The organism is Vibrio sp. 10N.247.310.23, assembly GCF_041467155.1.
Taxonomy (GTDB): Bacteria; Pseudomonadota; Gammaproteobacteria; order Enterobacterales; family Vibrionaceae; genus Vibrio; species Vibrio crassostreae_C.
In genome coordinates this window covers 13054-27129 of sequence record NZ_JBFSTZ010000028.1, presented here as the reverse complement: position 1 = coordinate 27129, position 14076 = coordinate 13054, and the positions used below count along the sequence as shown (strand labels likewise).

General features: G+C 46.8%; 14 protein-coding genes. 3 read left to right on the top strand and 11 right to left on the bottom strand.

Translation table 11 applies throughout. The annotated features are described in order from the left end of the window. Positions 1-4: 4 nt before the first annotated feature. The 3 genes from AB6D93_RS19015 to ilvG are packed head-to-tail and all read right to left on the bottom strand — an operon-like array spanning position 5 to position 2918. On the bottom strand, positions 5-973 hold the full coding sequence (locus tag AB6D93_RS19015) for a branched-chain amino acid transaminase (RefSeq protein ID WP_017063017.1): 969 nt from the start codon (positions 971-973) through the stop codon (positions 5-7). A gap of 12 nt (positions 974-985) precedes the next feature. Further along, a complete protein-coding gene (ilvM, locus tag AB6D93_RS19010; RefSeq protein WP_017055442.1) occupies positions 986-1270 on the bottom strand; it encodes an acetolactate synthase 2 small subunit in 285 nt (94 codons plus the stop codon). A gap of 1 nt (position 1271) precedes the next feature. After that, the gene (gene ilvG / locus AB6D93_RS19005) at positions 1272-2918 is read right to left on the bottom strand and encodes an acetolactate synthase 2 catalytic subunit (protein ID WP_102331971.1); all 1647 of its coding nucleotides are present in this window, start codon (positions 2916-2918) and stop codon (positions 1272-1274) included. A gap of 472 nt (positions 2919-3390) precedes the next feature. On the opposite strand from ilvG, the gene AB6D93_RS19000 reads away from it, so the two are divergent. Continuing rightward, on the top strand, positions 3391-4914 hold the full coding sequence (locus AB6D93_RS19000) for a YifB family Mg chelatase-like AAA ATPase (protein WP_017058783.1): 1524 nt from the start codon (positions 3391-3393) through the stop codon (positions 4912-4914). Positions 4915-4976: 62 nt separating this feature from the next. On the opposite strand, the gene AB6D93_RS18995 is transcribed toward AB6D93_RS19000, so the two are convergent. The 6 genes from AB6D93_RS18995 to AB6D93_RS18970 form a co-directional block, all read right to left on the bottom strand. After that, positions 4977-5933, bottom strand: coding sequence for a DUF2860 domain-containing protein (locus tag AB6D93_RS18995; protein ID WP_102331970.1), 957 nt, complete (start codon positions 5931-5933; stop codon positions 4977-4979). A gap of 140 nt (positions 5934-6073) precedes the next feature. Continuing rightward, positions 6074-6673, bottom strand: a complete 600-nt coding sequence (locus tag AB6D93_RS18990; RefSeq protein ID WP_017063015.1) for a thiol:disulfide interchange protein DsbA/DsbL — start codon at positions 6671-6673, stop codon at positions 6074-6076. A 55-nt stretch (positions 6674-6728) separates the two neighbouring features. After that, a complete protein-coding gene (locus tag AB6D93_RS18985; protein ID WP_017058781.1) occupies positions 6729-7715 on the bottom strand; it encodes a serine/threonine protein kinase in 987 nt (328 codons plus the stop codon). 73 nt (positions 7716-7788) lie between these two features. Continuing rightward, positions 7789-9207 carry a cytochrome c oxidase accessory protein CcoG gene (gene ccoG, locus AB6D93_RS18980; RefSeq protein WP_017058780.1) on the bottom strand — a complete coding sequence of 473 codons (1419 nt, stop codon included), beginning with the start codon at positions 9205-9207 and terminating at the stop codon, positions 7789-7791. Between the two features lie 326 nt (positions 9208-9533). Beyond that, the gene (locus AB6D93_RS18975; RefSeq protein ID WP_009848104.1) at positions 9534-9797 is read right to left on the bottom strand and encodes a YihD family protein; all 264 of its coding nucleotides are present in this window, start codon (positions 9795-9797) and stop codon (positions 9534-9536) included. Between the two features lie 131 nt (positions 9798-9928). Next, positions 9929-10096, bottom strand: coding sequence for a hypothetical protein (locus tag AB6D93_RS18970; protein WP_004739323.1), 168 nt, complete (start codon positions 10094-10096; stop codon positions 9929-9931). A gap of 283 nt (positions 10097-10379) precedes the next feature. Between AB6D93_RS18970 and AB6D93_RS18965 the strand changes: the two genes are divergently transcribed. Both AB6D93_RS18965 and AB6D93_RS18960 read left to right on the top strand, forming a co-directional pair. Continuing rightward, positions 10380-11171: a sporulation protein gene (locus tag AB6D93_RS18965; protein ID WP_017058778.1), complete on the top strand. Its 792-nt coding sequence runs from the start codon at positions 10380-10382 to the stop codon at positions 11169-11171. A 156-nt stretch (positions 11172-11327) separates the two neighbouring features. Continuing rightward, positions 11328-11981, top strand: a complete 654-nt coding sequence (locus AB6D93_RS18960; RefSeq protein WP_102331969.1) for a hemolysin III family protein — start codon at positions 11328-11330, stop codon at positions 11979-11981. On the opposite strand, the gene AB6D93_RS18955 is transcribed toward AB6D93_RS18960, so the two are convergent. Both AB6D93_RS18955 and AB6D93_RS18950 read right to left on the bottom strand, forming a co-directional pair. Beyond that, complete coding sequence (locus tag AB6D93_RS18955) at positions 11978-12553, bottom strand: DUF3157 family protein (RefSeq protein WP_102331968.1); 576 nt, start codon at positions 12551-12553, stop codon at positions 11978-11980. The two genes, AB6D93_RS18960 and AB6D93_RS18955, sit on opposite strands and share 4 nt — an antisense overlap. A 26-nt stretch (positions 12554-12579) precedes the next feature. Next, complete coding sequence (locus AB6D93_RS18950) at positions 12580-14025, bottom strand: TrkH family potassium uptake protein (protein WP_017077319.1); 1446 nt, start codon at positions 14023-14025, stop codon at positions 12580-12582. Positions 14026-14076 lie beyond the last annotated feature (51 nt).

Sequence of the window (14076 nt, the reverse complement as noted above, 5' to 3'; positions counted from 1 at the left end):
TTGCTTACTTAGTTGTTTGCGTTTGGTTTTCTGAAGTTTGGTCTGCTGGATAAACGTAGTCTAACCAGCCCCACTTATCTTCAGTGGTGCCATTGAATAGACCAAAGTAAGCCGCTTGAACTTTTTCAGTGATAGGACCGCGTTTGCCTTCACCTACTGTAATTTTGTCTACGCTACGAACCGGAACGATTTCCGCCGCTGTGCCTGTCATGAATACTTCATCAGCAAGGTATAGCGCTTCACGAGCAATGTTCTCTTCACGGATCTCATAACCCATGTCTTTTGCTAGTGTCATGATCGAATCACGCGTGATACCCGGCAGAATCGCACTGGTCGCTGGTGGTGTGGATAGCACGCCGTTACGTACCACAAAGATGTTCTCACCAGCCCCTTCAGAAAGGTAACCATCAACACTCAGTGCGATGCCTTCATCGTAACCATGACGTCGAGCTTCGCCACCAACTAATAGTGAAGATAGGTAGTTACCACCGGCTTTTGCTGCGGTTGGGATCGTGTTTGGAGCGGCACGGTTCCAGCTAGAAATCATTGCATCAACGCCGTTTTCTAGTGCTTCTTCGCCTAGGTAAGACCCCCAAGGGAAAGCAGCGATGATCAGTTCCATCTCAGTATTTTCTGGCGGGCAGACACCCAAGCCAACGTTACCTACGAAACCTAGAGGGCGGATGTACGCTGACTCTAGCTTATTTTGGCGTAGCGTTTCGCGAGTCGCTTCCATAATTTCTTCCTCAGTGTAAGGAATAGGGAAGCGATAGATTTTTGCTGAGTCTTTTAGGCGCTTAGCATGTTCAGGGTGACGGAAGATAACCGGCCCTTTTGGTGTGTTGTAACAACGAACACCTTCAAACACAGAAGTACCGTAGTGCATTGCGTGAGTCAGGACGTGAACGTTCGCCTCTGCCCAAGGAACCATCTCACCGTTAAACCAAATATAGTCTGCCGTTTTAGCTGTCATGTTTGTGGTTCCTTATGCGTTTATCTTTTGTTGTAAGTTGTTGTTTGGCAGTTCATTACGGCTGATCGAGATAACGTCAACGGTACGTACATCCCACAGCTTTTCGATTTGGTTTACCAAGAACGAGATCGGACGGTCACTGTCTACGATGATCTCAACACTCGCCACTTTGCTTTCGTGGTTTTGAGTGCCCGCAACTTGCTTAACAATGAAGCCACGGTGGCGGATAACACGAAGAACACGCTCTAGTAGTACAGGCTTATCATCGGCTTTGATGTCTAATAGGTATCTTTTCATGTTATGTGTTCTCCAACATCTCACTGTTTGAAGCACCTGGCGGTACTAGTGGCCATACGTTTTCTTCTTCATCGATAAGAACATGAAGTAGGTAAGCGGTTTTGCTTTCTAGCATCTCTTTCAGTGCTGGCTCTACTTCTTCTTTGCGCGTGATGGTTTTACCCGGGATATCGAAGGCTTTCGCTAGCATCACGAAGTCTGGGTTGTCATCTAGGATGGTTTCACTGTGGCGGCCATCGAAGAACAACGATTGCCATTGGCGAACCATACCCAAGCGAGAGTTGTTTAGAAGCACCATCTTCACTGGGATTTGGCGGCGTTTCAGTGTGCCAAGCTCTTGCACGTTCATCATGAACGAGCCATCACCAGAGATTAGAATAGATTGGTCATCAGGACGCCCAACCGAAGCACCCATTGCAGCTGGCAAGCCAAAGCCCATGGTGCCTAAACCGGCAGAGGTAATGAAGTTCTGTGGATCGCGAGGCTGAATGTGCTGAGCTGCCCACATTTGGTGTTGGCCCACATCAGTCGATACGATAGAGCTTGCTGGCATCATGTCTGACAGTTGCTTCAACAGCAGTGGAGCAAAAATCAGATCACCAGGGTGGTCGTAACGCCATTTGAATGAGCTACGAAGACCTTCAGAGTGATGAACCCAAGAGGAGATGTCTTGGCTTAGCTCTAGTTGAGGCATGATCTTGTTGATGTCACCGCGAATTGGCGCATTGGCAAGACGCAGTTTGCTGAACTCAGCGGCATCGATATCGATATGGATAACCTTAGCATGCGGCGCAAAGGTATCGAGTTTGCCAGTTACTCGGTCATCAAAACGAGCACCGACAACAATCAACAGGTCACTCTCTTGAACCACAAGGTTAGCGGCTTTAGTGCCGTGCATACCCAGCATGCCAAGGTAGTGTGGGTCGTCACGTTCGATAGTGCCCAAGCCTTTCAGTGTGCTTACTGCTGGCATTGGGTTTAGGCGTAAAAACTCACGAACCGCATCGGTTGCTTTAGCAAGTTGAACACCACCACCTACGTATAAAACAGGACGGGTCGCTTGAGACAAAAAGTACTGTGCCTGTTCAATGGCATCAGTTGTCGCAACAGGAATTGCGGGTGGAGTAAATTCAGGAAGAGCGTTAACAGGTGCTTCTGCTAGTTGAACGTCTTTAGCGATATCGACGATAACCGGGCCAGGGCGGCCAGACTTTGCTACCACAAACGCTTCAGCGAGGGTTGGAGCTAGCTCTTCAATATCAGTTACTAGGTAGCTGTGTTTAGTACATGACAGAGACATACCAATCACATCCATTTCTTGGAATGCATCGGTACCAATGTGGGAACTTGCAACTTGACCAGTGATGGCAACCATTGGGATAGAGTCCATAAAGGCATCAGCAAGGCCAGTAACTAGGTTGGTAGCACCTGGGCCAGACGTTGCCATACAAACAGCGACATCTTGTGTTGCTCGAGCCATGCCGATCGCGGCCATAGCGGCGCCTTGCTCATGGCGACATAGGATATGTTCAACCCCGCCGTCATAGAGTGCATCGTAGATTGGCATAATGGCACCACCGGGGTAACCAAATACGGTCTCAATTCCTTGTTGCTTGAGTGCGGATACGACTAGTTCTGCGCCTTTCATCGGAATTCTCCCGTATTACCTTTATTTTGGTAACTGTTTCCTTTGTCTCTGCACATCTTGTGCTCCCATTCTTCCTGTAAATCGGCAAAGCCGAAAATGCTCAAAAATATAAAAATCGAATGTTTAAATTAGAAAAAACCCCCGGACTTGTCAGTGCGGGGGTTTTTTCTAATTCGTGGTTACTTTCTTCCCACTCGCCCCCGCGCAGTCTTAATAATGACTACGATAATCAGGTTAATCAGTGCGTAAATGCGAGCGTTAAAAATCATAATATTCGAGTTTTCTCGTTTATTGTCTTCAGTAAATGTCTACATCTCTAGTGTTATCACACAAATCTGCCGCATGACAAGGGAAATGTCATTCTTTTTTCACATTAAAATACCATTCCACCAAGCTATATAACAACCTTATCGCTTTGGTGAGCAACGAATATCCAGAGCGAATACTTTTAAATCAAAGACAAAGGAAAGTTATGGGACTCGCGATAATTCATAGCCGAGCTAGTGTGGGTGTAGAGGCGCCAGAAGTGACCGTTGAGGTGCATATAAGCAACGGAATGCCTGGCTTCACGCTGGTGGGTCTACCTGAAACAACGGTCAAGGAATCTAAAGACCGAGTGAGAAGCGCGATCATCAATTCTCGCTTTGAGTTTCCATCGAAAAGAATCACGGTCAATCTCGCCCCAGCCGATTTGCCCAAAGAAGGTGGCCGTTTTGACCTGCCCATCGCGCTTGGGATTTTGGTGGCGTCAGATCAGCTTCCGACATCAAAAATAGCTCAACATGAATTTATCGGTGAGTTGGCATTGTCAGGAGAACTTCGCTCGGTAAAGGGCGTTTTGCCTGCGACGTTAGCCGCCGACAGTGTAGAGCGATGCTTAGTTGTCCCACATCATAACGGTGATCAGGCTGCGCTGGTGGGCAAGGGAGCGCATAAATCTGCACAAACCTTGTTGGAGGTTTGTGCTGACATGTGTGGACAGGCTCAGCTTGGGCTATATAGAACGGAACATCATCAGGCTGATGTTTCAGTGCTTCGCGACCTACAAGATATTATCGGCCAACAACAAGGCAAGCGAGCTCTAGAGATAGCCGCTGCTGGGAATCATAACTTATTGTTTCTTGGCCCACCCGGAACCGGAAAAACTATGCTCGCTTCTCGACTGCGTGACCTATTACCTGAAATGAGTGATGACGAAGCGATGGAAACCGCGTCGGTGGCCTCGTTAACGCAACAAGAAATCAATCAATACAACTGGAAGCAACGACCTTTTCGCTCTCCTCACCATTCCAGTTCAATGGCGGCATTAGTGGGTGGTGGTTCGGTGCCTCGCCCCGGAGAGATCTCTTTAGCGCATAACGGCTTATTGTTCTTAGATGAGATGCCGGAGTTTGAGCGCAAGGTGCTTGATTCATTACGAGAGCCACTAGAGTCGGGCGAGATCATTATCTCCCGTGCTGCGGGCAAGACTCGTTTTCCTGCGCGTTTTCAATTGGTCGGTGCACTTAACCCAAGTCCAACGGGTTATTACGAAGGTAACCAGGCGCGCGCCAACCCACAGATCATCCTGCGTTACCTCAATCGCTTATCTGGGCCCTTGCTGGATAGGTTCGATATGTCATTGGAGATACCTCTGTTGCCAAAAGGAATGTTGGCCGAAGGCGGTGATCGCGGTGAAACCACTCAAGTAGTTAAGCAAAGGGTTAGGCAGGCGCGAGAGTTAATGCTATCTCGCAACCATAAATCGAATGCACTGTTAGGTAGCCGAGAAATTGAGAAGTATTGCCCACTGCGACGCGAAGATGCAGAGTTTCTTGAGACAGCACTACATCGCTTGGGTTTATCGATTCGTGCTTATCATCGAATTATTAAGGTGGCACGAACCATTGCCGACCTTGACGGTAACGAGCAGATCGAAAAGAAACATCTATCAGAAGCGCTAGGCTATCGCGCGATGGATCGCTTGCTGAAACAACTCACGGCTCAAGCTGTCTAGCAAGCAGAAAAAGCCTGCTTAGATGCAGGCTTTCGTTGGATTGCAGTTCATACTCGCTAAGGTTAGAAGTTGTAGTTCAAGCCAACTGAAACGATATATTGAGACTCGTCGTAGAAGGTAATGTTCGAGTCGCTGGTGCCGTAGCCTGCCAGTGAAATAAACGACCAGTTTTCCCAATCCATGAATTGATCATACTCATAGGCGGCGAATAGGTTGATATTGTCGTCGCTGCGTTTCTTGTCGTAGATCGGGTTGCTCGCATCGTAAGAGCGTTGGTTGTAACCCGCTGTTAGTGCGTACTTGTGACGCCCCATGCCACCAAACAAGCTTACCTCACCACCGAATTGGTCGTAAGATTCAGCTTTACCATCAGCATCACGTGTTTGATAGATGACGGATGGAATAAGCATCATGGTACGACTAAGTGGCAGGCGATATTGACCTTTCAAGTAGAGAGTATTGGCATCTCGTTTGAGCTCTTGATCTTGAATATCATCCTTGTCGACATCTTTGGTCGCATAGGCCATGTCTAGCGAGAAAGCTGAGCCCGCAATGTTGCTTAGCTTCAAACGAAACGCATTGCCAGTTTCATCGGTCTTGGTGCGAGCTGATGTGGTGTTGTATGGATCAGCCCAAGTTTCACCAGACATAATGGTTGGCAGCAGTGAAGCGTCGATCACCATGCCTGACTCAAGTTGGTATTTGTAACCGACTTCGAGAACTACAGTACCTGTTGCTACATCATCTCGCGCGGTACCTGTGTATACCTGATGGTTTAGCTTTTCACCAAAGGTATAAGCAACACTACCTAAAGGAGCAACCAGAAAAGAGCTTTCCGAAGAAGCCTTCTGATCTGTGGATGAAAGATTGCTATCAGCATCGGTATTAAAGTTCGAGGTGGAAGAGGTAACCCCGGTATTGAGAGAGATTTCACCACTGAAACCTTGTTGGTCTGCAAGCTTGGCAAAAGCGGGAGAAGCCGCAACGCTCAATGCCAAGAGAGTTATTTTTATTTTCATTCAAGGGCTCCTTGCCCACCGGTTCTTAGGACGGGTTATTAATAGCAGTAAAGCTTTAAACTTCCAGGTTAATTATTTATCAATAATGATTTTTGAACTAGCAAAAAAAAAGGAAGCCGAAGCTTCCTTTCATCAATGGCTTACTTCTTTAATAAGAAGTTCACGAGCTCGAAGTACTCATCAAGAGAGTTGATACCTTGAGCTTCTACTAGGTAGCGGTTGTTAACCACAACAGCGGGTACACCTGAAAGGCCGCTGTCTTTGAATGCTTTGTCGAAGCGACGAACCATAGAATCTACAGCAAAGCCGTTATACGCAGCATCGAATTTCTTCGCATCAACGCCTTCGTCTAGGAAGATTTGACGCAGTTCTTCTTCATCACGTGGTGGCTTGTTCATTGTGTGGATGCGGTTAAACATCACTGGCACCATTTTATCTTCAACTTTCAGTGCAATCATTGTCGCGTAAGCTTTGCTCATTGGCAGACCCATGTTGCCACCCATGAATGAAACATGGTTCTTCTGTAGCTTAGCGTCTTTAGGTAGCTGTTGTTTTAGCTGCTGGATGATTGGCTCAAAGCTATTACAGTGTGGGCAGTAAAAAGAGAAGAACTCTGTCACCATTGGTTTTTTTGATGCTTCTAGGTCGAGAACTTTGTAGTGTTCACCTTCGTTAAATTTCGCAGCGTGAGCGGTAAGGCTCAACATGATCAATGAGAAAAATGCGAATAGCTTTTTCATTTATCCAATCTCCATTATGTTTGAATTTTTATCTAGTTGTATGTTGCGATTGCTGTTACCACTGAGGCATTAACGAAAGTGGTGGCTCTTGCAGGGTAGCAATTTGCTCTTTACAAGCAAGTACTTGTTGCTCCCAATATTTCGGATCATTAAACCACGGGAAGGCCAGAGGAAACGCAGGATCGTGCCATCGTTTCGCCAACCATGCCATGTAATGCACCATACGTAGACCGCGTAGTGGTTCGATTAGTTTCAGTTGTGCGGTATTAAAATCGCAAAACTCTTGGTAACTCTCTAGCAAAATATCCAGTTGCATCAGCTTATCTTGGCGCTCGCCATTGAGCAGCATCCACAGATCTTGTATCGCAGGGCCGTTACGTGCGTCATCAAGATCGACGAACATTGGCCCATCGCGCCACAAAATATTGCCAGGGTGGCAGTCACCGTGCAGGCGGATATTCTCAATGTTGCTCGGCCACTGGCTCTCTAGCTCTTTGATCAGAAGGTCAACGTCATTGAAGAAGGCATTTTCTAGGTGCGTCGGGATAAACTGAGAGTTCTCTAGAATCTTACGTGGCTGATAAAGGTATTCATCTAAGCTGATGGTCGGGCGATGCTGGAATGTTCTTCCCGCGCTGGCTTTATGAATACGACCAAGAAAGCGTCCTACGCCTTCCAATTGATCTAGATTGTCAACTTCATACTGTCTGCCGCCAACACTTTCAAATAGTGCAAATAGGTAGCCTTGGTATTCATGTAAGGTTGCACCGTTGATTCGCATTGGAGGCGCAACCGGCATCTCTTGCTCGATAAGCTCGAGTGCGAAGTCATGCTCTTCTTGGATCTGTGCCTTGTTCCAGCGTTGCGGACGATAAAACTTAACGACGTAGCGCTTACGGTCTTCATCGGTGAATTGATACACCCGGTTTTCGTAGCTGTTGAGAGCGAGAAGCCCGGATTCAGCACGAACTCCAATGCTCTCCAGTGCGTACCACATGAAGTCAGGAGTCAGGTTATCAAAGTTAAAGGCTTGCATCGTCATAGAATAAAAAAGGCTCATTACTGAGCCTTTTTCCATTTATTGGGTTGTTATACCAAGCACTAAGGTGCGGGTATCAGAGCTTCTTGATAAAGCGGCTTTCGACTTCCATCGTAAACTCTTCATTATCCGAGAGTATAAACTGAATTGTCGAAACTGGTGAGCTCAGTTTTTCTGGGTCGGCGCCTAAACTGATAGGTAGGTTCAAAACCTCGCCTGGATCGACAGTAATCGTCTGTTTACCATACCAGATAGAATCGGGCAGTCCGCTAACACCGAGTTTGTACTCTTGTTCTTGTTGAGTCTTGTTGATCACTTTCAAGGTGTAGGTGTTTTCAACCAACCCTTGGTTATTGACTCTAAACAGTTGGTTTCGGTCACGCAGAACACTTAGGCCGGCAGGATCAACGCTCGCGATTTGGGCGAAGAACAAGCCCAGCATCACGATCAAGATAGCGCCATAGCCCAACAGCTTGGGACGCATTACCTTGGTCGAGTGACCTTCAAGTCTGTGCTCGGTGGTGTAATTGATCAGGCCTTTCTCATAGCCCATACGCTCCATCGTGTTGTCACAGGCATCAATACACGCGCCGCAGTTAATACACTCGTATTGCAGGCCGTCACGGATATCGATACCCGTAGGGCACACTTGTACACACAGATTACAGTCAATACAGTCGCCTAGACCAAGCTCTTTTGGATCGGCTTTACGAGAGCGAGGGCCACGGCTTTCACCACGTTCTGTGTTGTAACCAACGATGAAGGTGTCTTTATCGAACATTGCCGACTGGAAACGCGCGTAAGGACACATGTGCAGACAAACAATTGAACGCATCCAACCCGCATTGGCATAAGTACATCCAGCAAAGAACAGTACCCAAAACACCGGCCAGAAAGACGAGTTAAAGGTAAAGAAGCCAACCACTAACTCTTTGATTGGGATGAAGTAACCAACAAAGGTTAAGCCCGTCGCAATGGCAATCGCCCACCACGCAATGTGTTTGAGGGTTTTTCTGAGGATTAAATTGCTCGTCAGTTTGCCCGAGTCTTGTTTTCTTCGCTTATTGGCAGCGCCTTCTAGCTTCTCTTCGAACCAGATATACATGAAGGTCCAGACGGTTTGCGGGCATAAATAGCCACACCAGACGCGGCCTAAGAAGGTGGTTATGAAAAACAGGCCAAACGCGGCAATCATAAATAGGATCGCGAGTAGGGTCAGATCTTGCGGGTATAAGGTGGTGCCAAAGAAGTTGAACTGTTGGCTGCCGATATCGAGCAAGATCGCTTGACGTTCACCAAAGGGAATCCATGGGATAAGCGCAAAAAGTAAAAGTAAGAACCAACCGCCATAGCGACGCAGTTGTTGGAATTTACCTTTGCTTTCTCGAACATAGATTCGGTTACTTGGGTTAAATCGATCTCCATTACCTTTATGTGTTTTCGGGTTAAAGGTTTTAGGAGTCACATCTTTGATATCGATTTTATCCTGACTCATGGACTATCCTTTTTGTGGCTTGTTTGCCCGGTTAAGTCGGGCATGACGACATTACTTGAAAGTATGGTTTAGAGAACCTGTTGAAATTGAGCTTGGTGCATTTGTTGTTATCGCACTCACTCTTATTATTTTAGAAGATTCTTATGGATGGCGATTATAGCGACAATCTTGTTCTCATTTCTTTAACGCTATCAACCTTTAACAACAAAAGTCATAACAGTTGTGACGAAAAAATAGCGAACAGAAACAAAAAAGCGACCTGGTGGTCGCTTTTTAAAATTGAGTGTTTTATCTATACGGCAATTGAGCTCTAAACTAACGGGCGACTAAAGAAGGCCACGTGCTTTTAGAATTGCGGTTTTGAAATCATCTTCTTGGTCTTTTTTCAGGCCCGGGATCATCTCATCTTTTTCGCTGTTGCGCATTTTTAGGTGATAGATAAGAACATCGTCAGTCAGTTCTTCAAGCTTGCCTTGATAGCCCGCTTCTTTTGATAGCTTAATGATGAACTCTAATAGGTTAAGCTCTTGATCTTTCTGCCACTCAGGCTCCATCAGTTCAAGCAGTTCTTCAATGCGGTGACACTTCATACTTTATTTCTCCACAAATTTTATAATGATTTGTGGCTAAGGTATCAAATCGGGTAGGGAATACCAATGTGTAAACACATTTCAAGATGGGAGCGGGCAAGAAAAAAGCGCAGTAAAAACTGCGCTTTTTGTTAAGCGGCTTTAATCACTTTCGTTGTAGTCGGTGCTAATAAAGCAGTCTTCTCAACTAGAGTCATTGTAGGAGCCAATTTCTTAGCCGTTGGAGCAGCAACAAAGCCACTACGACGACGCATCGCACTACGGTTGGTGTGCGAGAACCTGACAGCTGTTGGGCGCATTAATTTACCTAACGGTCAGGCATATCCATTGCCAATCTAATGGCCTGATTTACCATGAGCTCCACCTCAATTGCTTGAAGCGTCACTCGTCTGGCTTTCGCCAATCCGAAGAATAAATCAGGATAATGATATGCATGCATATCAAGGCTTAGATTATCACTATCTAAGTTATCGATCGACGCCTGAGTGATAAATAGACGATATTAGAGCTAAAATAGTGTGAGCAGTATATTTGAGTTTGAACCTCTTTCAGGCTTAAGATGATGCTTTAAAGGAGGTGCATATGTCGTTCTTAAAGAAAACGTTAGCAAGTTTTGGAATTGGATCTGCCAAGGTGGATTCTGTATTGCAACAGGAAGTGCTTTATCCAGGCAAGAAGGCGAGCATTATTGTGCATGTCTATGGTGGCGCTCAGCCACAAGAGATCGACAATATCGATCTCAACTTGTGCTGTCGTTACGTCAAAGAAATTACTATGAATTCGCAAAGGCAAGAGGGCGGTCAAACACGTCGAATGCACCAGACATACTCTTTGGCCAAATGGAGCCTGCCGTATGCCTTTGTTATTCAGCCGGGTGAAACCCGTGATTTTGAATGTGAGTTTGATGTCCCGCTGAACACACCTGTCACGATTGGTGATTCAAAGGTGTGGCTAGAAACCGGGCTCGATATTGCGATGGCGATTGATCCATCGGATAAAGACATCTTAACGGTGCGCCCTGACGCACTCCTCGATGGTATTTTTAACGAGCTTGAAGCTCAAGGGCTGCGTATTCGCCAAGTTGAGTGCGAAGCAGTAGAGGGCTTTGAACTGCCATTTGTTCAAGAGTTCGAGTTTGTTCCTACCACTGGTCCATATCATGGCCGTTGGCGTGAGCTTGAGGTTGTAGCTCATCGTGATGAAACTGAGCTTAAGTTGTGGTTTGAGATAGACCGTAATCGCGATGGTGCAAAAGGCATGTTGGCGAGCTTGTTAGGCATTGGCCAACTGCAGCGTCAATTGAGTGTGCCATTGGATACGTCACCACAAGATGCGGGCAAGATGGTACTTGAGTATCTAGACAACGCATCTTAGTTAGCTCTTTGGTTCTGTAGCTTTAGAGACCTTAGCTTCATCACACCGTTTAGGCGTTATTAATGTCATAAAAGATGTCATAAAAATTTAAGCTTACACGTGTAAGCTTAATGTGCAATACTAGGCAAATCGAACATTTACTCTAGTAGGATAATCATGTCTGCATCATCGGCGAGCGAATACAGTGACATCGAAGAACGCGCCAATGCGATAACCCATGGCTTGGGTGTTGTGCTTGGCGTGGTTGGTTTAGTCCTGTTACTGATTCGTGCGTTTGATTACCAAGCCGACATGCTTACTGTTGCCAGTATGGCGGTGTATGGCAGCAGTATTATTCTGCTCTTTCTTGCTTCCACGTTGTACCACTCGATCACCACTGAGAAAACCAAGCGCTTACTCAAAACACTCGATCACTGTGCGATTTATTTGCTGATCGCGGGCAGTTACACGCCGTTTCTCTTGGTGGGCTTAAGAACCCCATTAGCGATGGGCTTGATGGCGGTGATCTGGGGAATTGCGCTGGTGGGCATCATCATGAAGATTGCCTTCGTCTACCGATTTAAGCGTCTATCGCTGTTCATTTACTTAGCGATGGGTTGGTTGTCGTTGATTGTAGTCTATCAACTGGCGATGAATATCGAGATGGGTGGTTTGGTGCTACTAGCACTCGGTGGCGTGATTTACTCGTTGGGTGTGATTTTCTATGTGGCAAAACGCATCCCTTACAATCATGCTATCTGGCATTTGTTTGTGTTGGCGGGCTGCGCTTGCCATTTCTTCGCTATCTATCTGTACGTGACTCCGGTTTAACGAGTCAGCACTTCAACGATTTCAGCTTTGATTTGGTACTCAGGGTGCTGTTCAACCGCTAGTTTGATGGAAGTACCTTCGGCATCTGTTTTTGGTCGAAGGTAGGTATCAGCCATACGCTTAATTGATTTCCAAACGGCTACCGTTTTCTCTTCTAATAATTCACTGCTTGCTGAATACAGATCGAGTTTTACCGATACTAAGATCACGGCTTGTGTGCTTTGGTTAGTAATCGCGGTTGGGATAATCAGCTCACCGTCTTCATAGTGACTTGCGCCTAGCACTACATCTACCCCTGACTGAGATAGCTGTAAGCTTGGCTTTTTGCTATCAACGACAATCGTCGTACCACGCACGTTAGTCGCAACTGGAACTGCCACAACAGGCGCTGCAGTCTCTGATGTTGTCGTTGCTGCTTCCGTTTGCTTTGGTGCCACGTATTGCCAAGTAAAATCATCTTTGAGTAACACTTGCTTGCCATCAGGCAAGGTGACCATTTGATCAGCAAAGGCAGAACTTACGAATACTGAGTTTGCGAGCAATGCGCTAGCGAGAAGTACGTATGATTTCATCTGTGTTTCCTTGATTTTGTGCTTGGTTAACGTCGCCAAAAGGCTGGGAAAAATAGAACAATGAGCGTCAATATCTCGAGTCGCCCCATCAGCATTCCTAAGCTTAGCAACCATTTAGCGGCGTCGGGCAGTGGAGCAAAGTTCCCGGTTGGACCGATAACGCTGCCCATACCAGGACCAACGTTGGCAACGGCTGTGATAGCGCCAGATATACTGGTTACAGGATCAAGTCCCATCGCGCTCAAGCCGCCTGCAATTAAGATAATCGTGATAAAGAACATCAAACCAAATGCCACGAGTGAACGCACAATATCGTCATTCACAGGTCGCTGATTGTAGCGTTGAACAAACACGCCTGATGGGTGAATCAGCTTCATCATTTGTTTGTGGAGCATGGTCATCGCAATCTGGAAACGGAAGATTTTAATACCGCCAGAGGTTGAACCCGAGCAAGCTCCCGCCATCATTAGGAATGCAAACAAGGTGGTTGGCAGTGCACCCCAGGCGGTGAAGTCTTCTAGGCCAAAACCGGTTGTGGTGACGACTGATACGATGTTGAACATCGAAACACGCATCGCATCCATAACAGTGTAGCCATCTCTAACCACCAACCATGTTGATATTACGGCGCTGGTGACCAAGAACAGGTACGTGAAACCTCTCACTTGCGCGTCTTTGTAGAGGATTGAGAGTTTTCTGCCACGCAGTGCGCTAACAAACAGTAAGAACGGCAGGCCGCCAAGGAACATGAACAGGGTTCCCACCCAGTGAGCACTGTTGGAGAAGTGGTTCATCGATCCATCTGAGGTTGAGTAACCCCCCGTCGACAGTGTTGTGAACGCGTGATTGATCGCGTCAAAGATGCCCATGCCTGCAAACAAATAGCTAATGATGCATAAACCAGTCAGAACCAGATAAACCGCCACGATGTTCTTCGCGACGGTTTTTGCTCGTGGGCTGCTTTTATCTGACCAGTCGGATGATTCGGTTTGGAACAGGCGCATACCACCAACGTTGAGCATTGGTAGAACCGCTACCGCCATGACGATGAAGCCGATACCACCTAACCATTGCAGTATAGAACGCCACAACAGAATGCTTGGTGCCATGCTGTCTAAGCCGCTTAATACGGTTGAGCCTGTCGTGGTGATACCTGACATGGTTTCGAAGTAGGCGTCCGTAAAGCTGATGTGGTTAATGAAGACAAATGGCAGGGCGGCAAAGGCGCTGGCAATGGTCCAAACCAAAGAGGTGATCAGGAACATGTCCCGCACCCCAAGTCGGAACTTAGCGGAGCGGCCTAAACTCAAGCAGATGAACGCCACAATGTGCGTGATCACTACTGATTGACCAAACTCGAGGAAGCCACCGGTGCCAGTAAAAAAGGCGACCAATGTGGGGATGTACATGAAAAGGGCGAGTTTTGATAACACTAACCCTATCACTAATAATATCGGACGAAAGTTGACCATAGCTTAATAGACCATAGCTTTAATTGATTACAGCTTTGTGCCGGAGCGTCG